This window comes from Streptomyces sp. NPDC059897 (assembly GCF_042730865.1).
Classification (GTDB): Bacteria; Actinomycetota; Actinomycetes; order Streptomycetales; family Streptomycetaceae; genus Streptomyces.
In genome coordinates, this window is sequence record NZ_JBHWKQ010000061.1 from 1 (window position 1) to 19,775 (window position 19,775).

General features: G+C 72.0%; 16 protein-coding genes. 7 read left to right on the plus strand and 9 right to left on the minus strand.

Going from position 1 to position 19,775, the window contains the following annotated elements:
- Nucleotides 1-2,170 (plus strand): phosphoketolase (locus ACFV9W_RS36615; RefSeq protein ID WP_385769943.1); only part of this gene is annotated, 2,170 nt, incomplete at its 5' end.
- A gap of 15 nt (nucleotides 2,171-2,185) precedes the next feature.
- Here ACFV9W_RS36615 and ACFV9W_RS36620 read toward each other — a convergent pair.
- Genes ACFV9W_RS36620 through ACFV9W_RS36635 form a run of 4 tightly spaced genes read right to left on the minus strand, consistent with a single transcriptional unit; the run spans nucleotide 2,186 to nucleotide 6,535 of the window.
- The gene (locus ACFV9W_RS36620; protein ID WP_385769945.1) at nucleotides 2,186-3,418 is read right to left on the minus strand and encodes a Gfo/Idh/MocA family protein; all 1,233 of its coding nucleotides are present in this window, start codon (nucleotides 3,416-3,418) and stop codon (nucleotides 2,186-2,188) included.
- A 6-nt stretch (nucleotides 3,419-3,424) separates the two neighbouring features.
- Nucleotides 3,425-4,258: a carbohydrate ABC transporter permease gene (locus tag ACFV9W_RS36625; protein WP_385769947.1), complete on the minus strand. Its 834-nt coding sequence runs from the start codon at nucleotides 4,256-4,258 to the stop codon at nucleotides 3,425-3,427.
- A complete protein-coding gene (locus ACFV9W_RS36630; RefSeq protein ID WP_385769949.1) occupies nucleotides 4,251-5,240 on the minus strand; it encodes a carbohydrate ABC transporter permease in 990 nt (329 codons plus the stop codon). The genes ACFV9W_RS36625 and ACFV9W_RS36630 overlap by 8 nt, the downstream gene beginning before the upstream one ends.
- Complete coding sequence (locus ACFV9W_RS36635; RefSeq protein WP_385769951.1) at nucleotides 5,237-6,535, minus strand: ABC transporter substrate-binding protein; 1,299 nt, start codon at nucleotides 6,533-6,535, stop codon at nucleotides 5,237-5,239. Before ACFV9W_RS36635 ends, ACFV9W_RS36630 begins: the two co-directional genes overlap by 4 nt.
- Nucleotides 6,536-6,773: 238 nt before the next feature.
- Between ACFV9W_RS36635 and ACFV9W_RS36640 the strand changes: the two genes are divergently transcribed.
- Entirely contained in the window at nucleotides 6,774-7,583 is an 810-nt protein-coding gene (locus ACFV9W_RS36640; protein WP_385769953.1) for a YhjD/YihY/BrkB family envelope integrity protein, read from the plus strand.
- On the opposite strand, the gene ACFV9W_RS36645 is transcribed toward ACFV9W_RS36640, so the two are convergent.
- Nucleotides 7,575-8,978: a DUF2252 domain-containing protein gene (locus ACFV9W_RS36645; RefSeq protein ID WP_385769955.1), complete on the minus strand. Its 1,404-nt coding sequence runs from the start codon at nucleotides 8,976-8,978 to the stop codon at nucleotides 7,575-7,577. The two genes, ACFV9W_RS36640 and ACFV9W_RS36645, sit on opposite strands and share 9 nt — an antisense overlap.
- Before the next feature lie 125 nt (nucleotides 8,979-9,103).
- Between ACFV9W_RS36645 and ACFV9W_RS36650 the strand changes: the two genes are divergently transcribed.
- The gene (locus ACFV9W_RS36650; RefSeq protein WP_385769957.1) at nucleotides 9,104-10,423 is read left to right on the plus strand and encodes a diacylglycerol/lipid kinase family protein; all 1,320 of its coding nucleotides are present in this window, start codon (nucleotides 9,104-9,106) and stop codon (nucleotides 10,421-10,423) included.
- Between the two features lie 4 nt (nucleotides 10,424-10,427).
- Here the strand turns inward: ACFV9W_RS36650 and ACFV9W_RS36655 are convergent, their stop codons facing one another.
- On the minus strand, nucleotides 10,428-10,898 hold the full coding sequence (locus ACFV9W_RS36655) for a hypothetical protein (RefSeq protein WP_385769959.1): 471 nt from the start codon (nucleotides 10,896-10,898) through the stop codon (nucleotides 10,428-10,430).
- Between the two features lie 204 nt (nucleotides 10,899-11,102).
- Here ACFV9W_RS36655 and ACFV9W_RS36660 point away from each other — a divergent pair, with 204 nt between their 5' ends.
- Both ACFV9W_RS36660 and ACFV9W_RS36665 read left to right on the plus strand, forming a co-directional pair.
- Nucleotides 11,103-11,375, plus strand: a complete 273-nt coding sequence (locus tag ACFV9W_RS36660) for a hypothetical protein (RefSeq protein WP_385769961.1) — start codon at nucleotides 11,103-11,105, stop codon at nucleotides 11,373-11,375.
- Between the two features lie 124 nt (nucleotides 11,376-11,499).
- Complete coding sequence (locus ACFV9W_RS36665; RefSeq protein WP_385769963.1) at nucleotides 11,500-11,961, plus strand: response regulator transcription factor; 462 nt, start codon at nucleotides 11,500-11,502, stop codon at nucleotides 11,959-11,961.
- Nucleotides 11,962-11,983: 22 nt separating this feature from the next.
- On the opposite strand, the gene ACFV9W_RS36670 is transcribed toward ACFV9W_RS36665, so the two are convergent.
- The 3 genes from ACFV9W_RS36670 to ACFV9W_RS36680 form a co-directional block, all read right to left on the minus strand.
- The gene (locus tag ACFV9W_RS36670; protein WP_385769965.1) at nucleotides 11,984-14,281 is read right to left on the minus strand and encodes a LuxR C-terminal-related transcriptional regulator; all 2,298 of its coding nucleotides are present in this window, start codon (nucleotides 14,279-14,281) and stop codon (nucleotides 11,984-11,986) included.
- 166 nt (nucleotides 14,282-14,447) lie between these two features.
- Nucleotides 14,448-14,933 (minus strand): DUF1269 domain-containing protein, encoded by a 486-nt coding sequence (locus ACFV9W_RS36675; RefSeq protein ID WP_385769967.1) that lies wholly within the window; start codon nucleotides 14,931-14,933, stop codon nucleotides 14,448-14,450.
- Entirely contained in the window at nucleotides 14,933-15,487 is a 555-nt protein-coding gene (locus tag ACFV9W_RS36680; protein WP_385769969.1) for a DUF1269 domain-containing protein, read from the minus strand. Before ACFV9W_RS36680 ends, ACFV9W_RS36675 begins: the two co-directional genes overlap by 1 nt.
- Before the next feature lie 133 nt (nucleotides 15,488-15,620).
- On the opposite strand from ACFV9W_RS36680, the gene ACFV9W_RS36685 reads away from it, so the two are divergent.
- Nucleotides 15,621-17,054: a hypothetical protein gene (locus ACFV9W_RS36685; protein WP_385769971.1), complete on the plus strand. Its 1,434-nt coding sequence runs from the start codon at nucleotides 15,621-15,623 to the stop codon at nucleotides 17,052-17,054.
- A gap of 36 nt (nucleotides 17,055-17,090) precedes the next feature.
- Complete coding sequence (locus ACFV9W_RS36690) at nucleotides 17,091-19,772, plus strand: glucosidase (protein WP_385769973.1); 2,682 nt, start codon at nucleotides 17,091-17,093, stop codon at nucleotides 19,770-19,772.
- The last annotated feature ends 3 nt before the right edge of the window (nucleotides 19,773-19,775 follow it).

Consider the following 19,775-nt stretch of genomic DNA (forward strand, 5'->3'; position numbering starts at 1 on the left):
CCCCAACCGTGTCACCACGGCGCCCGCCCCCGACGCCCTGTGCGTGTGGGGCCCCGGCCACGGCGGGCCCGCCGTGGCCGGGAACTCCTGGCTGGAGGGGACGTACTCGCAGACGTACCCGGACGTCTCGCGGGACGCCGCCGGAATGGGGCGGCTGTTCAAGCAGTTCTCGTTCCCCGGCGGTGTGCCGAGCCATGTCGCGCCCGAGACACCCGGCTCGATCCACGAGGGCGGCGAACTCGGCTACTCCCTCGCGCACGCCTACGGCGCCGCCCTCGACAACCCCGAGCTGCTCGTCGCGTGCGTCATCGGCGACGGCGAGGCGGAGACCGGTCCGCTCGCGACCTCCTGGCACGCGAACAAGTTCCTCGACCCCGTGCACGACGGGGCGGTCCTGCCGATCCTGCACCTCAACGGCTACAAGATCGCCAACCCGACCGTGCTCGCCCGCATCCCCGACGCCGAGCTCGACGAGCTCCTTCGCGGGTACGGGCACGAGCCGCTGCACGTGACGGGCGACGACCCGCTGCGCATGCACCGCGACCTGGCCCGCACCATGGACCAGGCCCTCGACCGCATCGGCCGGATCCAGCGCGAGGCGCGGGACGGGAGGACGACGGAGCGCGCCCGCTGGCCGATGATCGTGCTGCGCACACCGAAGGGCTGGACGGGCCCGGCGAGCGTGGACGACGAGCCCGTCGAGGGCACGTGGCGCTCCCACCAGGTGCCGCTGCCCGGCGTCCGCGAGAACCCGGACCACCTGCGGCAACTGGAGGCATGGCTGCGCTCCTACCGCCCCGAGGAACTCTTCGACGCCGAGGGCCGCCCCACCGAACAGGTCCTCTCGTACGTGCCCGAGGGCACCCGGCGCCTCGGCGCCACGCCGCACGCCAACGGCGGCCTTCTCACGCGCAAGCTCCCGATCGCCCCGCTGGAGCGCTTCGCCGTCCCCGTCGACAAGCCGGGCACCGCGCTGCACGAGCCGACCCGGGTCCTCGGCGATCTGCTGGCCCAGGTCATGAAGGACACCGCCGACCGCCGCGACTTCCGCATCGTCGGCCCCGACGAGACGGCGTCCAACCGCCTCCAGGCCGTCTACGACGCCACCGGCAAGGCCTGGCAGGCGGGGACGCTCCCCACGGACGAGAACCTGGCGCACGACGGCCGGGTGATGGAGGTGCTGTCGGAGCACCTCTGCCAGGGCTGGCTGGAGGGCTACAACCTCACCGGCAGGCACGGCCTGTTCTCCTGCTACGAGGCGTTCGTGCACATCGTCGACTCGATGGTGAACCAGCACATCAAGTGGCTGAAGACCTCGCGGGAGCTGTCGTGGCGGGCCCCGCTGCCCTCCCTGAACTACCTGCTGACCTCGCACGTCTGGCGCCAGGACCACAACGGCTTCTCGCATCAGGACCCCGGCTTCGTCGACCACGTTCTCAACAAGAGCCCCGACGTCGTACGGGTCTATCTGCCGCCGGACGCCAACACACTGCTCTCGGTGGCCGAGCACGTGCTGCACAGCCGCGACTACGTCAACGTCGTGGTGGCCGGGAAGCAGCCCTGCTTCGACTGGCTGTCCCTGGACGACGCCCGCGCCCACTGCGCGCGCGGCGCCGGGGTGTGGGAGTGGGCGGGCACCGAGGACGGCAGCCGCGAGCCGGACGTCGTCCTCGCGTGCGCCGGTGACGTGCCGACGCAGGAGGTCCTCGCCGCGGCGGGCCTGTTGCGCGAGCACCTGCCGGAGCTCGCGGTGCGCGTCGTCAACGTCGTCGACATGACACGGCTGCTGCCCAAGGGCGAACACCCGCACGGCATGCCGGACTTCGAGTACGACGCGCTGTTCACGGCCGACAAGCCGGTGATCTTCGCGTACCACGGCTACCCGTGGCTGATCCACCGCCTCGCGTACCGCCGCACCGGCCATGCCCACCTGCACGTACGCGGGTACAAGGAGTCGGGCACCACGACCACGCCGTTCGACATGGTCGTGCGCAACGACCTCGACCGGTACCGCCTCGTCATGGATGTCATCGACCGGGTGCCGGGGCTCGGTGTGCGGGCCACGGCGGTGCGCCAGACGATGGCCGACGCCCGCACGCGGCACCACGCGTGGATCCGCGAGCACGGCACCGATCTGCCCGAGGTCGCGAACTGGTCGTGGACGGGGTGAGAGGCCCCGGTCCGGTCAGCTCTGGCTGTTCGTGAACCAGTCGGCGAGTTCCGGTGCGACCCGCCGCACCGTCACCGGCCGCCCGTCCGCCCGCAGCGACTCGGTGGCCGCGACGCCCGCGGCCACCGCCTCGCGGGCGGCGACGGGGCTGGTGTCGGTGGCGCCGCCCTCGCGCACGAAGCGCAGGAACTCGGCGACGAGCAGCGGGTCGGAGCCGCCGTGTCCGCCCTCGCCGGGCGAGGGCATGGGGACGACGAGGTCGGCGTCGGGGCGGTAGCCGCTGCGGTGCTTCCAGACGCGGACCTCGGCGCTCTCGCCGTGGTCGCCGAAGTTCTCCAGGCGGCCCTCGGTGCCGATGACGGTGTAGTTGCGCCAGTAGTCGGGTGTGTAGTGGCACTGCTGGTAGCTGGCGTGGATGCCGCCCTCCAACCGCATCACCATCATCGACAGGTCCTCGACGTCGACGACCGGGTTGAGTCCGGTCAGGGACAGCGGCGGCCAGTTGTTCTCGGGGTCGTACCAGTCGGGCATGGTGGCGCCGGGCGCCTGGCCCGAGCGGTCGGCGATGTCGCCGTAGACGGTGAGCCCGCCGAGCGCGCTGACCCGCTCCGTGTACGCCCCGGCGAGCCAGTGGATGACATCGAGGTCGTGGGCGCCCTTCTGGAGGAGCAGCCCGGTGGTGTTGCGGCGGTCGGCGTGCCAGTCCTTGAAGTAGAAGTCGCCGCCGTGCCCGACGAAGTGGCGGCACCACACGGCCTTGACCTCGCCGATCTCGCCGCGCTCGATGAGGTCGCGCATGACGCGGACGACCGGCATGTGGCGCATGTTGTGGCCGACGTAGAGCCGGGAGCCCGAGGTGCGGGCGGCCTCCAGGACGCGGTCGCAGCCCTCCGTGGTGATGGCCAGCGGCTTCTCGACGAAGACGGCGACACCGGCTTCGAGGAGGTCGACGGCGAGTTCCTCGTGGGTGTGGTCCGGGGTGATGACGAAGACGGCGTCGAGGTCCTCGGCGTCCAGCATGGCCTGGTGGCCCTCGTAGGTGTGCACGTCGTCGCCGAACCACTCGCGGGCCCGGCCGAACATGCCGGGCGCGGTGTCGGCGACGGCCACCACCTCGGAGCCCTCACCGGGGTGGTGGGCCTCGCGGGCGACGGTGGCGCGCAGGCCGAGACCGATGACACCGAGGCGCAGGTCGCGGGTGTGCGTGGGGGTGTGGTCCGGTGCTTGCGCACGGATCTCGGTGGTCATGTCTGGTCAGCCCTTCATTCCGGAGAAAGCGATGCCCTGGATGAACTGGCGCTGCATCGCGACGAACACCACGATCACCGGGAGCGTGGCGAGCAGGGACCCCGCCATCAGCACCGGGTACTCGGTGAGGTGGGCGCCCTGGAGCGAGGCGAGGCCCGCCGACAGCGGCATCTTGGCCGGGTCGGTGTTGACGATCAGCGGCCACATCAGGTCGTTCCAGGACCACAGGAACGTGAGGATGCCGAGCGCGAGAAGGCCGGGGCGGGCCAGCGGCAGCGCGATGCGCCAGAAGACGGTGAAGGGGTTGGCGCCGTCGAGCCGGGCCGCCTCCTCCACCTCCTCGGGCAGCCCCATGAAGAACTGGCGCAGCAGGAAGGTGCCGAACGCGGAGAACATGCCGGGGACGACGAGGGCCTGCATGGAGTCGAGCCAGCCGAGGTTCTGCATGATCTGGTACTGCGGCAGCAGGAAGAGCTGCCCCGGCACCATCAGGACGGCGAGGAACCCGAGGAAGATCGGCCCGCGGCCGGGGAAGCGGATACGGGCGAAGGCGTACGCGGCCATCGAGCAGAGCAGGATCTGCGCCGCGGTCCGCAGCAGCGCCATGACGAGGGTGTTCACGAACTGCTGCCCGAACGGGACCCCGTCAAAGACCTTCGCGTAGTTCGAGAAGTCCCAGTGCGCGGGCAGGATCGTCGGCGGTACGCGCACGGACTCGCCGAAGCTCTTGAAGGAGGTGAGGAGCTCCCACAACAGCGGGAACACGGTGATCACGGCGCCGAGCACGAGCAGGACGTGGGCGGGCCAGATCCGCCCCTGGCGCATGTCCGTCTTACGCATAGTGGACCCACTTCTTCTGCAGCCGGAACTGGACGGCGGTCAGCGCCATGATGAGGACGAACAGCACGCTCACGATCGCCGCGCCGTAGCCGCGCTGGTTGTCGAAGAACGCCTTCTGGAAGAAGAGCATCACCACTGTCTGTCCCTCGCCGTAGGCGGGGTTCTGCAGCGCGTTCTGCGTGTTGGCGCCGAGGATCAGATAGACGAGGTCGAAGACCTGGAGCGACTGGATCACCGAGAGCACCGTCGTGAAGAACAGGGTGGGGCTCAGCAGCGGCAGCGTCACCGAGAAGAACTGCCGCAGGCGGCCCGCGCCGTCGAGGGCGGCGGCCTCGTAGTAGTCGCCGGGGATGGACTGCAACCCGGCGAGCAGCAGGATCATGTTGTACCCGACGGTCATCCACACGCCCACCACGGCGACCGCGAAGCGGATGGTGCCCGGGTCGGAGACCCAGTGGGTGCCGTCGATGCCGACCGTGGACAGTGCGTGGTTGAGGATGCCGGCGTCGCCGTTGTAGAGCCAGCGCCAGACGACGGCGACCGCGGCGGGCATCGTGACGACGGGCAGGAAGTACAGGGTGCGGTAGATGCCGGTGCCGCGCAGGCCCTTCAGGTTGAGCAGGACGGCGATGACCATCGAGAGCGGGATGCCGAGGAGGACGAGTCCGGTGTAGACGGCGGTGTTGCCGAGGGACTGCCAGAACTCCGGGTCGCCCACGAGCGTGCGGTAGTTGGCGGCGCCGATCCAGGTCGTCCCGCCGAAGGGGCCCCATTCGGTGAGGCTGTAGTACAGCGTCTGCACCACGGGCCACAGATAGAAGACGGCAAGGCCGAGCCCGGCAGGGGCGATGAGGGCGTAGCCCCACCACTTGTCGCGGTGCGCGAACTTCCGCTCGCGGCGCCTCAGTTCCTTCTGGTCCAGGGGCTTTCGGTGACTTCGCTGCGCGGGTACGGCGGCTTTCGGCTGCGTGTCGACGCTCATCGGGCCTGGCCCTTCCTCTCCTGCGCGAGCAGCTGGTTCATGGCGTCCGTGAGGGAGTCGGCGGCCGAGTCGAGACTCTCGACGCCGCTCCACGCCTTGGCGAGCCACATCTGTTCCTTGTGCTGCCAGGCGGCGCTGTTGGCCGAGCCGGGGAAGGGCACCGCGTCGTCGAGCGCGTCGAGGTGCGCCTGCAGGTTGAACTGCGGCATTGCGGCGGCCCACGGCTTCGCGGTGCCGTTGCGGGCGGGGATCGCGGTGCCGTACTTGCCCTGGAGGAGGGAGATGCGTTCGGTGCCGAGGAACCGGACGAAGTCGCGGGCGAGTTCGGGGTTCGGGGTGCGGGCGTAGACGACGTTGGCGAGGCCGTGCAGCACGGTGGCGCGGTGCCTGCCCTTGGGCATCGGCGCGACGTCGATCTTGGCCCGCAGCTCGCGGTCGGCGTGGAAGGTCGCGGCGTTGTAGGACGCCTCGTAGGTCATGGCGAGCGTGCCCGACTGGAACATCTGCGTGGGGTCGGTGTCGGCCATCTGCTGGAGGGTGGGCGAGGCGCGGTACCGGTGGATCAGGTCGATCCACAGCCGCAGCCCCTCGCGGGTCCGCTCGTCGGCGTATCCGGAGGTCCGCTTGTCCTCGGAGATGACCCGGCCGCCGGCCTGCGGGATCGAGTTGTAGTAGTTCTCCTGTGCGCGGACCGGTGCCCCCACCCCGTAGATCCCTCGCTTGCGGTCGGTGAGCCGCTGGGAGTGCTCGATGAGGTCCTGCCAGGTCCAACCGGCGTCCGGATAGGGAACCTTGGCCCGGTCGAAGAGTTCCTTGTTGTACCAGAGGGCGACGGTGTCGAAGTCCTTCGGGGCGCCGTACTGGGTGCCCTTCCAGCGGTACAGGGAGACGAGGTCGTCGGGGAAGTCGGCGGTCCGCAGCACGGCATCGGAGCCGTCGGTGTCCAGCGAGAGCAGCTGCCCGGCGTCGGCGTACATGCCGAAGTTGGGCCCGTTCATCCAGAACACGTCGGGCGCGGAGCCGCCGGTGCAGGCGGTCCGCAGCTTGGTCCAGTACGTGCCGTTCGGGGTCAGCTGGACGTCGACGCTCACGCCGGGCCGCGCGCGCTCGAAGGCCCGGGCCGCGCGCTGCATGGCGGGCAGTTGGTAGACGTCCCAGACGCCGTACGTGAGATGGCCGCGCCGTGAGCCGCCGCCCGCTGCCGAGGCGTTCGACGAGGAGGGGCCGCAGCCGGACGCGAGCGGCGCCGCCGCGAGTGTCGTGGCGGCCGCGGCGAGGAGAGAGCGCCTGCGCACAGGGAGCCTTCCTGGTGAAGGGTCGACCGGAATGCAAGGACGCTATTTGCTCGAAGTTGACGGGTCAAGGCTTGTTTCGATCACCTTTATGCAAACCCGGGAGCGAACAGGGGGAATCCGGGCACGCGCAGGGCGCAAGCGGGCGGGGTGTCACCCGGCGCGGGCGACGTGCGGACCGGCGGCCTGGCCGACAGTGTCCGGCGGGAGCGTGTGTCCCCCGCCCCGGGAGGACGTTGTCATGACGATCACGGGTGCCGCCCGGCCCCTGACGGGCCGGATCGTGCAGCAACTGGTGCGCGTCGGGATCCTGGACATGGCGACGCGGCTCGCCGCACAGGCGTTCCTGGCCGCGCTGCCGATGCTGATCGCCCTCGCCTCGTTCTGTCCGCCGGTGGTGCGGCGCGAACTCCTGCGCTCGCTGCGTACGTTGATCGGGACGTCCGGGCCGGTCGTGCGGCAGGCCGAGGACCTGGCCGGGGGCGGCGGCGCCGCGCTGCACAGCTGGGGCGCGGCGGGCGTGCTCGTCGCGCTGCTCTCGGCCACCGCGTTCACCCGGGCCCTGCAACGGCTGTGCGAGCGGGCCTGGGACCTGCCGCGCTCCGGGGTGCGGCTCGTGGCCTGGCGGTGGGCGGTGTGGCTGCTGGTGTGGGTGGCCATGCTGATCGTGCAGGGCGCGCTGCACCGGGCGTTCGGCGCGGGCGCCGTCATCGGCTACCCCTTGCAGTTCGCGGCGGCCGCGCTGATGTGGTGGTGGACCCAGCACCTGCTGCTCGCCGGGCGGGTGCCGTGGCTGCCGCTGCTGCCGGGGGCTCTGCTGACCGCGGCGGGCGTGGTGGCGTTCTGCGGGGTGTCGGGGTTCTGGCTGCCGCGGGCGCTACGGATGAGCGTGGAGCGCTACGGGGCCCTGGGGTCGGTGTTCACGGTGCTGTCCTGGCTGATCGTGTTCTTCACCATCGTGGTGTTCGGTGTGGTCGCGGGCCGGGTCCTGGCGCAGGAGGAGTTCCTGCGCCGCCGGCTCGGCGCCGCGACGGCCGCCACCTCACGCTGACTCCACCGTCACCCTGCCGTTCCGGGCGGCCGCGGCCAGCGCCTCGTGGTCGCGCTCGTTCTGGTCGGCGTAGGCCTCCGCGAAACGGGCGAGCGCCCGGTCGAAGGGGTCGGAGCGGCCCAGATAGGCGGCGATGGCGACGCGGTCTCCTGAGCGGGCGTGTGCGCGGGCCAGGGTCGCGCCGCAGGCCCGGCCGAACAGGCCCATGACGCGCGGCGACATCAGGTCGGCCTGCGGGATCACCTTCCAGTCCCGCAACTGCCGTACGTAGAAGTCGCGTTGCCGCCCGTCGAGCCCTTCCACCCGTTCCCAGCCGAGGAACATGTCGCCGGCCGCCTGCATGAGGCGCTGGCCGACGACGACGCGTTCGCCCTGGTTGGTGTGGGCGCCGGGCCCCGCGAACTCCGCGAGCACCGAGGGGCCCGCCTCCTTCGCCTGGAGCAGCAGCGGGTCGTGGTCGTCGCGGCCGAGCAGCAGCACGATCCAGCAGCGGGTGCCCACGCTGCCGACCCCGACCACTTTGCGTGCCATGTCGACGACCCGGTACTGGGTGAGCAGGGCCCTGCGTTCGGCGGTGAGCGTGCGCGCGTACCGCTCGATCAGGTCGATCAACTGCGCTTCCAGCTGCTTGCGTTCGACGCCGGGAAGGAGTTGGTCGAGCGGGGTGATCAGGGGCGGGTCGGCGGCGATGCGCAGCTCGCCGTCCACGACGTGGGCGAGCTTGCCCAGGGCCTGGAGGTGGTCGCGGCCGCGGGCCTTGCTGAGCGCCTGCGACATGCGCTTCCTGGTGCGGCCGTCCAGCTTCCCCGACACCGCGGCGTACAGCTCGTCCGCCTCGATCCGCGAGTACCAGACGTCGAGGGTGCGCATCGCGGCGAACCGTTCCATGGACTGCCGGTACGAGGCCGCCGTGGCCCGCACCACGCGCTCCCGCTCGGAGCGGTCGAAGCCGTTGCCGCGGCCCGCGATGACGAGGCTGGCGGCGAGCCGCTTGACGTCCCACTCCCACGGCCCGCGCAGCGTCTCGTCGAAGTCGTTGACGTCGAACATCAGGCGCCGCTCCGGGGAGGCGAGCAGCCGGAAGTTCAACAGGTGGGCGTCTCCGCACAGTTGGGCGCGCAGGCCGCTGACCGGGGTGTTCGACAGATCGGATGCCATGATCGCGGCGGCGCCCCGGAAGAACCGGAACGGCGACTCCAGCATGCGTCCGTAGCGGATCGGGACGAGCTCGGGCAGCCGGGCCGCCGACTGCTTCTCCAGGATGCCGACCGGGTCGGGGCGGTCGGCGGCGGGTGCGTAGGCGGCGTGCCCGGAGCGCGGGACGCGGGACCTCGCGGACCTGCCCGTGCTCGCCCGCTCCCGCGCGGTGCGGCGGCGGCTCGTCATCTCGGTCATGGCGGGCTCCTTCCTGGCTGTGCCCACCGTGCGCCGGGCGGGGCGCCGCGGCGTCACCCCGCCGGTGTGAGGTCGCCTTCCGGGGGTGAGCCCTCGGGGGCTGTCCAGGTCGCAGACTGGTGGTCATGGAACCGACGACGCGGGAACACGGGCGGGGGCAACGGTGGCTGGCGCGTGCGTCGCTGGCCGCCGCGGCGGGCGCCGTGCTGGTCCTGGCCGCCTTCGCGGGGTTGCGGACCTTCGCGCTGGTCGGCGCGGGGCTCCTGGGCACAGCGGTCACGGCCGCCGCCGTGTGGTGGGTGCTCAGCAGGCGGGGACCCGCCCGGTATCTGGCGCTGGCCCTGGCGGTGGCCGCGCCGGTCTGGGTGCTGGTCGAGTACGCCCGTGCGCACCTCGTGTGGGTGGTGCTGGTGTCGGGCGGCCTGTGGCTGCTCGCCGCGGGGGCGGGCCGGGCTTCGCTGGGGCCGCGCTCGGCCCCGGCCCCGATGCCCGAGGCGGCGGCGCCCGCGGTCCACCGGCCGGTGCTGATCATGAATCCGCGGTCGGGCGGCGGCAAGGTCGAGCGCTTCGGGCTGCGCGCGAAGGCCGAGCGGCTGGGGGCGGACGTCGTGCTGTTGGACGGCCCCGAGCCGGTCGACGTGGCGGCCCTCGCGCGGGAGCGCGCCGCCGCCGGGGCGGACCTCCTCGGTGTCGCGGGCGGCGACGGGACGCAGGCCCTCGTCGCGGACGTCGCCGCCGAGCTCGGCCTGCCGTTCCTGGTGATCCCCGCCGGGACCCGCAACCACTTCGCCCTCGACCTGGGCCTGGACCGCGAGGACCCGTCGAAGGCCCTGGACGCGCTGGCCGACGGCGTGGAGCTGCGGGTCGACCTCGGCCGGGCGGGCGGTCACCCGTTCGTCAACAACGTCTCGTTCGGGGCCTACGCCGAGGTGGTGCAGAGCCCCGCCTACCGGGACGGCAAGACCCGGACCACCCTCGACCTGCTGCCCGATCTGCTCGCCCGGCACAAGGGCCCGGAGCTGACCGCACGGGTCGGCGGGCACGAAGTCACGGACCCGCAGGCCCTGTTGGTGAGCAACAACCCGTACGGCGCCCACGACATCGCGGGCCTCGGCCGCCGCACCCGCCTCGACGGCGGCATCCTCGGCTGCGTCGCCGTGCGGGTCACGAGCGCCGCGCAGGCCGCCGGGCTGCTGCGGGGCGGCCGGTCCACCGGTGTGACGACACGGACCGCCGGCTCGGTGGTCGTCGACGCCGACCGGGACTCGATCCCCGTCGGCCTCGACGGCGAGGCGGTGCGCATGGACGTGCCCGTACGCATCGAGGTGCGCCCCGGCGCGCTGCGCGTGCTCGTGCCGAGGCAGCGCCCGGGCACGTACCGGGAGCGCCCGCCGCTGGACTGGCGCGGCGTCACACGCCTCGCCCTGACGGTGCGGCGCCCCTGAGCTTCTAGAGCGGCGCCCCGTAGACCTTGTGCGCCTCGCGGTGTCCGTACATGGCGAGGGCCCAGATCACGAGGACGTCGAGGGCGATGAGGATCGCCGACCACACGGGCTGGTACGGGGTGAAGAAGAAGTTCTCCAGGGCGCTCGCCGCGGCGATGGTCATGACGACGATCCGCGCCCAGGTCCGGCCGCTGAAGAGGCTGACCGCCGCGGCGAAGACGATGACACCGGTGATCATCTGCACCCAGCCCCGGGCATTGGTGTCAAAGTCGTACGCGTAGTCGTTCTGCGCTTGGTAGTAGTTGTCGTTGAGCACCGCGGCGAGGCCTGCGATCGCGTGAAAGGCGCCGATGATGCCCATCACGATCGCGGCGAAGACGACTCCGCCGACGACACCCACGTTGACGCGGGGCGGCGGTTGGGGCGCGCCGGAAGGGTCGGAGCGCGCCGGGCCCGGCGACATCTGCTCGGTCATCTCGAACCTCCTTCTCGACGGCCGCGGCTCGACGCCGCGGAGCCGATGCACCCGGAGCATGCGGCCCGCGCCGCCGCGGCCGGTTCACCCGCGGCGGATGAGCCCGCCCCGCGGGCGGCTGTCACCCGTGCGAGGTGATGCCCCCGGCGGCACGGGCGCCGGGAGAATGGCGCGCGGGGTGACGCTCGCACTGGAGGTGACGTCATGGGCGGGTCACACACGGGGCCGGGCCGCGTGCCGGCGGGCACGCCCTCCGGCGGCGGCGACTTCGAGATCCACATCAGGGGCAGGCTCGGCGAGGCCTTCCGGTCGGCGTTCGGCGAGCTGACGGTCGTGCTGCGCCCCGCCGAGACCGTGCTGGTCGGCGCGGGACTCGACCAGGCCGCCCTGTACGGCATCCTCGACCGCATCCAGGGCCTCGGCCTCGAACTCCTCGAGGTCCGCCGCATCCCCGGCCCGCGCGACACGCGCGGCTAGGGGCCGTGCGGCCCTGGTAACGAAGTCGTACCGCCCCGAAAACGGCGCGGAAGGACCCTTTCGCCGCGCCCCCGCGCGCCCCACCGTGGTGGGGTGATGCCCTCCACATGGGGAGGTGAGGGGCATGCTCACAGCACTGTGCCCACGCACGGTGGACGATCCGGGAGACCTGGGGAAGGTGTCGGCGCTGCGCCTTCAGCTGTGCTCGCTCACACAGGAAAGCAGGGCGGCCGACGCCGCCCTGACGACCTGCCTGATGTGGGTCGCGGGTGTCCTGGTGGAGATCGCGGGGGACGTGGCCGATCCACGGGCGGCCGGTGCGCTGGTGCACCGGGCGTCGGCCGCGCTCGCCGCGGTGCCCGTCCCGCCGGGGAACGGCACGCGGCCGTCGCCGCAGCGGCTGACCAGCCGCGAACTCGCCGTACTGCGGCAGTTGCGGGAGGAGATCCCGCTGCGGCAGATCGCCGATGACCTCTACGTCTCGTACAACACGGTCAAGAGCCATACGCGGGCCGTGTACCGCAAGCTGGGCGCCCGCTCGCGCGCCGAAGCACTGGTCCGCGCAAGGGAGTTGGGGCTCGTGTGAGACGCGTCCAGGAGCGGCGCCATTACAGGATCTGGAGCTCGCGGGCCCTGCGGACCGCCGCCGAGCGGCGGGACACGGCCAGCTTGCGGTAGACGCTCTTGAGGTGCGTCTTCACCGTGTTGACCGAGAGGTACAGCTCGTCGGCGATCTCCTCGGTGGTCATCATCTGCGCGAGCCGGTCGAGGACATCGCGCTCGCGGGCGCTGAGCCGCTCGGCGGGCACCTCCGCGAGCGGGTCCCGCTCGGGCGGCGCGGCGTCACCGCCCCGGCGCGGCCCTGCCGGGTTCAGCAGCCGCGCGCAGGTCGGCGCGACCGTCCGCTGCACCGTCTGCGGCAGCCGGGACACCGTCACCGCGCTCGCGACGGCCTCGGTGCCCCGGACGCCGCGCTCCACCGTGGCCGCGATCCGGGCGACGACGCCGCCGAGTTCGGCGAGGAAGGTGTCGGCGGCGTGCCTCAACACGCTGTCCCCGAGGGCGAGTTCGCGCCGCGCCCGGCCGGGCTCACCGCGCGCCAGGGCGCCCCAGGCGCGTACGAGGTGCAGGGTGGCGCGCGAGGGCTCGCCCGCGGTCCACGGCGGCATCGGCGGCTGCACGGCCTGGGCCGTGAGCTCGTCGGCGGCCCGGAAGCGGCCGCGCAGCGCCTCCAGGAGCGCGAGTTCGACGAGGCAGTCGCGGCGCAGTGTGCCGTTTCCCGCGGCGCCCGCCGCCTTGAGCCCCCGGGTGAGGGAGCCCTGGGCGGCCTTGAGGCTGCCGGCCCGCAGCTCTCCGCTGCCCCGCACGGCCAGGGTGAGGGCCGGGATCTCGGGGCGTTCGGCCAGCAGGGCGTGCGGCACCTGCGGTCCTGCCGCCTCGGCGTCGGCCGCGGCGTCCCCGGCGCGGCGCGGTTCGCGGCAGCGCAGCCGTTCCATCCGGATCACGGCGTGGGCGAGGCGGCACCGCGCGACGCGGTCCTCCTCCCCCGGCGGCAGGCGGTCGAGGAGTTCGGCGGACCGCTCCAGGTTCCTGACGCACGCCTGGTCGTCCCGGCGGGTCCTGGCGACGGCCGCCGCGAGCAGCAAGGACTCCGGTTCGTCGGCGGACGGTTTGTCGGCGGACGGTCCGTCGGCCGGCAGCCGGCCCGCGTCGACGGGCAGCCGGGTCCTGGCGAGGCCGAGCACCTGCCCGATCGCCAGGCGGTGCACGATGAGCCGGGCCGCCTCGTCCCAGTCGCCCGCGGCCAGGAGGTGCCGCACGGCGTCGGCGAGCAGTCCGTGCCCGTCGAGCCACGCGGCGGCCGTGCGGTGCAGCGGCGCCACGAGTCCGGGCGTCTCGTGCCGCAGGCAGGTCCGCAGCACGTCGGCGAACATCTGGTGGCAGCGGTACCAGCCCTGTCCGACGGGCCGCAGGAAGGAGTTCTCCCGGACGAGCCCCGCGAACAGGACGCCGTCCGCGTCGCCGGCGAGTTCGGCGGCCAGCTCGGCGTTCACCCGGTCCAGGATGCTCGTCGTCAGGAGCAGTCTGCGCATGCCGGGCGTCTGCTGGTCGAGCACCTCCTCGACCAGATAGCTGGAGATCGCCTCGTCGTCCCCGGCGAGCTGCGCGACGAAGCGTTCGGGGTCGCCGCGCCGTTCCATGGACATCGCGGCGAGCCGCAGGCCCGCGGCCCAGCCGTCCGCGCGCCGCCGCAGCGTGCTGACCGTCTGCTTCGTGACGTCGATGCCGTGCTGGGCCAGGAGCGCCGCCGCCTCCCGGTCGTCGAAGGCGAGGTCCGCGGTGCGTACTTCGGCGACCTCGCTGGTCAGCCGCCCCCGGTACAGGTGCAGGGGCGGGTCGCGGCGCGCGAGCACCACGAGGCGCAGTTTGTCGGGGGCGTGCCTGAGCAGGTGGGTGACACCGCGGGCGATCGGCGAGTCGAGGGCGGGCTGGAAGTCGTCGAGGACGAGGACCGACGGTTCCTCCCGCCCGTTGAGGCAGGCGGCGAGCGTCGCGACGAGCAGCGGTCCATCCTCGCTCGCGGCGGGTTCGGGGACCTCGACGCCCGCGGCACTCAGCGCTCCGGACACCCGTTGCCAGAACACGCCGGGGTGCTCGGCGGGCCCGTCGCAGGTGACCCAGGCGAGCGGCCAGGGCGGGCGCCGGGTGTGCGCCCATTCCAGGGCGAGGGCCGTCTTGCCGGCGCCCACGGGGCCGACGACCACGGTGAGCGGTCCGCGTATGCCCCTGGCCAGTTGGCCGGTGAGCCGGGGGCGCGGCACGATCCAGTCGGGCAGCGCGGGGACGGCGTCGGCCTGCTCCGGGCCGTGCCCGCCGTCCGGTGTGCGGTGTGACCGCTCGGCCATGGTGCCCCTCGCTTTCGCGGCGCTGTGGACCCACACCCCCGTATGGGAGGCAAGTGTGGGGCCGGGAGCGCCGCGTCCGGCACATGCCAGACGCCATCTCACCCGGGTGAAGTTCCCGGGTGGGACGGCGCGTCGGAAGAGGGGGTGACCGTGGGCCGACCGGCGCCTACTTGGTCTGGAGTGCCTCCACCAGTTCCTCCTCGCGGTCCTTGGTGAGGGAGGTGTGGATCACGGTGGGGTTGAAGGGGCGCAGCGCGTCCCGCACCCGGTCCGGTGTGGTGCGCCGGACGAGCGCGAACACGGCGGCACGGCCGGGTTCGAGGGCGTGCGCCGTCTCCTTGACGAAGGCGTCGTTGATGCCGATGTCGGTGAGCTTGCCCGCGGCGGCTCCGGTGGCCGCGCCCACGGCGGCGCCGAAGACCGGCATCAGGAAGAGCATTCCGAACAGCGCGCCCCACAGGGCGCCGCCGGCCGCGCCCGCCCCGGTGGTGCTGTGCGTCTGGTGGACGTGCATCTTTCCGTCCATGGTGCGCCATGCCACCACGGCGTCCTCGAGCTCCAGCAGTTCCTGCCGGGACAGCTCGCCGGCCAGGCGCAGCACCGATTCGGCCTTTTCCTTGTCCGAGAATCCGAGTACGACGAGTTCGGCCATCAGGTCCTCCTGGGACGGTTGCCGGGTTTGGGTACGGGTGTGGGTTTCGGCGCGACCGGATCGCCCAGGCGCTGGGCCGCGGCGGCGAGTTCGACGGCGACGGGCTCCAGGGCCTCCTCGGTGAGGAACCCCTCGGCGACGGGCACCCCGCCCGCGTCCCTGACCGCCTTGCGCAGGTGCTTCGCCCAGACGTGTTCGAGCAGGATGTACGCCGCCGACGTGCCCGGGTCCTGGGAGTCGGCCATCTCCCGGATGTCGCTGGTGCTCAGCCCGAACGCGTTGCCCTCGGCCAGGCTCGGATATGTGTCCTGCACGGCGCGGATCCGCTCCTTGGAGATGCCGAGCAGGGCGGCGACGGTCGCGCCCATCCCCTCCTGCTGGAAGTCGAGGGAGAACAGGCCGCCGCCGGGTTCCTTGGCGACGAAGAGCAGGTCGAGGACGCGGATCTGTTCGTTGGCCTCGAGGATCGCCAGTTCCTCGACGATCCGGCCCTCGAACTTGGCCTCGGGCCCGAACTCGATGGTGAGCAGCTGCACCGGTCCGACGACCGCCATGGCGTCTCCCTCCGACTGCCTACGGGAATCTCCACCGGCATCACAGCGGTGCCGCCCGCGCCGCGCGTCACCCGCCGCAGGTGAGCACCGCGCCCCCGGCCGCGGCGACGCTGACCGCGGGAGGTGCCACGCCATGAGCGATGACCAGGCCCCCGGCCCCGCGCAGTCCCCGTCGGGCCCGCCGTCCGCCACCGACGCGGAACTGGAACGGCTGCGCGCCGAGGTCGCGATGCTGCGCGACAAGGCCGGCACCGAACACAGGCGCCGCGCCCGGACGTTCGTGGTCCGCCGCACGCTCGCCGCGATCCTCATCGCGCTGGTCGCGGTGCTCGCGGTCACCTCCGTGGTCGGCGTGTGGGGGTCGCGGACGACTCTGAACACGGACCGCTGGATCGCCACCGTGGGCACGCTGCCCGAGGACCCGAAGGTGAACGCCGCGGTCTCCAGGTATCTGGCGGACGAGATCTTCGATCAGCTCGACGTGGAGCAACGGCTGTCCGAGGCGCTGCCGCCGCGCGCCTCGTTCCTCGCGGGCCCTGTGACGGGGGCGGTGCACGACTTCATGCGCGAGAAGGTCTCGCAGCTGATCGCGGACGAGCGGTTCCAGGAGCTGTGGCGGACCACGAACCGGTTCGCGCACGAACGCATCGTCGCCCTCCTGGAGAAGCGCAACGAGAACGTCCAGGTGAAGGGCGACACGGTCACGCTCAATCTGCTGCCCGTGGTCAACAATCTGCTGGGCGCCCTGGAGAGCGAACTCCCGTCCGTCTTCGGCAAGAAGATCGACCTTCCTGCGCTGTCCTCCGGGGAGCTGCCGCCCGGTCTGCACCAGCGGATCGAGAAGGCCATCGGCAAGGACCTGCCCGAGGACTTCGCGCAGATCCGCCTCTACAACCGGAACACGCTCGGCCAGCTCCAGGACGCGGTCGTGCTGTTCAAGCAGGCTCTCGTGGGCCTGCTGATCGGCGTCCCCGTCCTGCTCGCGCTCTCGCTGTGGGTGTCGCCGAACCGCCGCCGCACCCTGCTCCAGCTCGGACTGTGGCTGGTGGTGACGGTCACCGTGCTGGCCGCCGTCCTACGGGGCGTGCGCGACCAGTTGCTCGGCCAGTTGCCGGAGGGTGTCTACCGCGAAGGGGCACGCTCGGCGCTGTGGACCGTCTTCACGACCCTGCGCGAACGGGGCGATCAGTTGCTGTGGCTCGGTATCGCCATCGCCGTGCTGTGCTATCTGGTCGGACCCGGGCGGCTGCCGTCCGCGCTGCGCCGGTGGACCGTGCAGGGCGCCCGCGCCACCGGCCACGGGTTCACGAGGGCGGGCCAACACCTCGTCAAGGACCGGCAGTTGCGGCCGTGGCTGGCCCGGCACGCGGACGTGCTGCGCGTCGGCGGCGCCGTCCTCGCGGCCCTGGTGTCGATCCTGCTGTCGTCGTGGACCGCGCTCCTCGTGATCGCCGTGCTGCTCGCCGCGTACGAGATCGCGGTCACGCTCGCCGCCCGCGGGGCCGGCTCACCCCCGGAAGGTGAGGCGCCCCCTCGGCCCCCTGCCGAGACTGGCGCCCCGGGCTGACCAAGGGGCAGCTGACCGAGGGGCACTGGAGGTCACATGAAGTCGCAGTCGCGCATCGGCCCGACCAATGACGGAGTCGGACGCTCCCGGCTGTGGGGCCCGTACCTGAGCGAGCGGCAATGGGGGACGGTGCGCGAGGACTACAGCCCGGGGGGCGACGCGTGGTCGTACTTCCCGCACGACCACGCGCGTTCGCGCGCCTACCGGTGGGGCGAGGACGGCCTCGGCGGCATCTGCGACGAGAAGCAGCGCCTGTGTCTCGCGGTCGCCCTGTGGAACGGCCGCGACCCGATCCTCAAGGAGCGCGCCTTCGGCCTGACCAACGCCGAGGGCAACCACGGCGAGGACGTCAAGGAGTACTACTTCTACCTCGACGCCACGCCCAGTCACTCGTACCTGAAATACCTGTACAAGTATCCGCAGGCCCCGTACCCGTACAACGACCTCGTCGCCGTCAACGGGTCCCGCTCCCGCCAGGAGTTCGAGTACGAGCTGCTCGACACCGGCGTCTTCGCCGAGCACCGGTACTTCGACGTGACGGTGGAGTACGCCAAGGCGGACCACGACGACATCCTGATGCGGATCACGGTCGACAACCGGGGCCCGGACGAGGCGGAGCTGCACGTGCTGCCCACGCTGTGGTTCCGCAACACCTGGTCGTGGGGCGAGGGCGCGAGCGAGGCGACGAAACCCGTGCTGCGGGCGGCCGAGGGGCCGCGGGGCACCCGCACGGTCCGCGCCGACCACCCGGAGCTCGGCAGCTACGACCTGCGCTGCGACGCCGCGGCCGAGCTGCTGTTCACGGAGAACGAGACCGACAAGGCGCGGCTGTTCGGCACGGCGAGCGACACCCCGTACGTCAAGGACGGCATCGGCCGCCACGTCGTCGAGGGCGAACCGCACACCGTGAACCCGGCGCAGGAGGGCACCAAGGCCGCCGCCCACCACACGCTCACCGTGCCCGCCGGCGGGTCCGAGACGTTGCGGCTGCGTCTCGGGCCCGCCGGTGCCCAGCTCACCCTGGCCCGCGGCTTCGACACGGTGTTCCGCGACCGGATCGCCGAAGCGGACGCGTTCTACAAGGAGCTGGCTCCGAAGGGCGCGGGCGAGGACGAGGCGCGGGTGTTCCGGCAGGCGCTCGCCGGGATGCTCTGGTCGAAGCAGTACTACGCGTTCGACCTGGAGACATGGCTCGCCGAGCACCATCTGACACCGTGGAGCCTGCCGCGGCCCGGGGTGCGCAACCGCGAGTGGTTCCACATGGTCAGCGACGACATCGTGTCCATGCCGGACAAGTGGGAGTACCCGTGGTTCGCGGCATGGGACCTCGCCTTCCACGCGGTGGCCCTGTCCGCCGTCGACCTCGCTTTCGCGAAGGAGCAGCTCGAACTCCTGCTGCGGGGCACCTTCCTGCACCCCAACGGGCAGATCCCGGCCTACGAGTGGAGCTTCGGCGACGTCAATCCGCCGGTGCACGCGTGGGCCGCGTACTTCGTCTACACGGTGGAGAAGGAGACGACAGGACACGCCGACCGGGCGTTCCTGGAGCGCACCTTCCAAAAGCTCCTGACGAACTTCACGTGGTGGGTCAACCGCAAGGACCCGAACGGCCGCAACGTCTTCCAGGGCGGCTTCCTCGGCCTCGACAACATCGGTGTCTTCGACCGCAGCGCTCCGCTGCCCACGGGCGGCTCCCTGGAGCAGGCCGACGGCACGGCGTGGATGGCCCTGTACTGCCAGTCGATGCTGCAGATCGCCCTCGAACTCGTCGAGCACAACGAGACGTACGACGAACTGGTCCTGAAGTTCGTCGAGCACTATCTGTGGATCTCCGCGTCCATGGACCGGCTCGGCGACCTCGGCGACGAACTGTGGGACGAGGAGGACGGGTTCTTCTACGACGTGCTGCGGCTGCCGGACGGCCAGGCGGTGCGCCTGAAGGTCCGCTCGATGGTCGGCCTGCTGCCGCTGTGCGCGTCCACCGTCTTCCAGCCGGAGCAACTGGAGCGGCTTTCCGGGCTCGGCGAGCGGCTCCAGCGGTTCGCCGCGCGCCACCCGTCGCTGTCGGTCACGCTGTCGCAGGCGCAGGCCGGGAAGCCGGGCGGGCCCCGGCTCCTGTCGGTCGTCGACGAGAAGAAGCTGGTCCGCGTACTGTCCCGGGTCCTGTCGGAGGACGAGTTCCTGAGCCCCTACGGCATCAGGGCGCTGTCCAAGTACCACGAGGAGCACCCGTACACGTTCTGGGTGCACGGCGAGGAGTACAAGGTCGGCTATCTGCCGGCCGAGTCCGACACCGGCATGTTCGGCGGCAATTCCAACTGGCGCGGCCCGGTATGGCTGCCGATGAACGTCCTGCTCATCCGGTCCCTGCTGCACCTGTACGGCTTCTACGGCGACGAACTCACCGTGGAGTGCCCGACGGGCTCCGGGGTGCGCAAGAACCTGTTCGAGGTCGCGGAGGAGATCTCCACGCGGCTCACCCGGATCTTCCTGCGCGACGAGGACGGCCACCGCCCGGTCCACGGCGGCCAGCCGCTCTTCCGCGACGACCCGCACTGGCGCGACCTCGTCTCCTTCTACGAGTACTTCCACGGCGACAACGGCGCGGGCATCGGCGCCTCGCACCAGACGGGGTGGACGGGTCTGGTCGCCGCCCTGATGAAGATCTTCGGCACGCTGGGCCCCGACGCCTTCCGGCCGCGGTCCACGAGGAGGTAGCAG